This window comes from Pseudomonas nitroreducens (assembly GCF_014204515.1).
GTDB classification, from domain to species: domain Bacteria; phylum Pseudomonadota; class Gammaproteobacteria; order Pseudomonadales; family Pseudomonadaceae; genus Pseudomonas; species Pseudomonas nitritireducens_A.
Genome location: NZ_JACHLI010000083.1, coordinates 1 through 1,133 on the forward strand (window position 1 = coordinate 1; position 1,133 = coordinate 1,133).

Below are 1,133 nucleotides of genomic sequence, written 5' to 3' on the forward strand. Positions count from 1 at the left end.
CGCGGCAGTTCGAGCAGGTGCTCGGCCACGTACGACAGGATCAGGTTGGTGGAGATCGGCGCCACCTGGTACAGGCGGGTCTCGCGGAACTTGCGCTCGACGTCGTATTCGTTGGCGAAGCCGAAGCCGCCGTGGGTCTGCAGGCAGGCGTTGGCCGCTTCCCAGCTGGCCTTGGCGGCGAGGTACTTGGCCATGTTGGCGGCGGCGCCGGCATTGCGGCCGCTGTCGTATTCCTCGCAGGCGCGCCAGCGCATCAGGTCGGCGGCTTCGATCTCGATATGCGCCTCGGCGATGGGGAACTGCACGCCCTGGTTCTGCCCGATCGGCCGGCCGAACACCACGCGGTCGCGGGCGTACTGCGCGGATTTTTCGGTGAACCAGCGACCATCGCCGATGCACTCGGCGGCGATCAGTGTGCGCTCGGCATTCAGCCCGTCGAGGATGTACTTGAAGCCCTTGCCTTCTTCGCCGATCAGGCTGCTGGCCGGCAGTTCCAGGTTGTCGAAGAACAGCTCGTTGGTCTCGTGGTTGACCATGTTGGCGATCGGCTGCACGGTCAGGCCGTTGCCGATGGCTTCGCGCAGGTCGACGAGGAAGATCGACATGCCTTCGGACTTCTTCTTCACCTCGGCCAGCGGCGTGGTGCGCGCCAGCAGGATCATCAGGTCGGAATGCTGGACGCGGGAGATCCATACTTTCTGGCCGTTGATCACGTACTTGTCGCCCTTACGCACGGCGGTGGTCTTGATCTTGGTGGTGTCGGTGCCAGTGGTGGGTTCGGTGACGCCCATGGACTGCAGGCGCAGTTCGCCGCTGGCGAGCCTGGGCAGGTAGTAGGCCTTCTGCTCGGTGCTGCCGTTTCGCAGCAGGGTGAACATGTTGTACATCTGCCCGTGGATGGTCCCGGAGTTGCCGCCGCAGCGGTTCACCTCTTCGAGAATCACCGACGCCTCGGCCAGGCCCAGGCCGGAGCCGCCGTACTCTTCCGGGATCATCGCCGAGAGCCAGCCGGCTTCGGTCATGGCGCGCACGAAGTCTTCGGGGAAGCCCTTTTCTTCATCGATCTTGCGCCAGTATTCGGCGGGGAACTCCGCACAGAGAGCGCGTACGCCGTCACGGATGGCCTGGAGTTC

Annotated in this window: 1 protein-coding gene; it reads right to left on the minus strand. The window is 64.6% G+C overall.

The features are described 5' to 3' along the window. Window positions 1-1,133, minus strand: a 1,133-nt coding sequence (locus HNP46_RS35640; RefSeq protein WP_184598998.1) for an acyl-CoA dehydrogenase family protein, incomplete at both ends; no start/stop codon positions are given.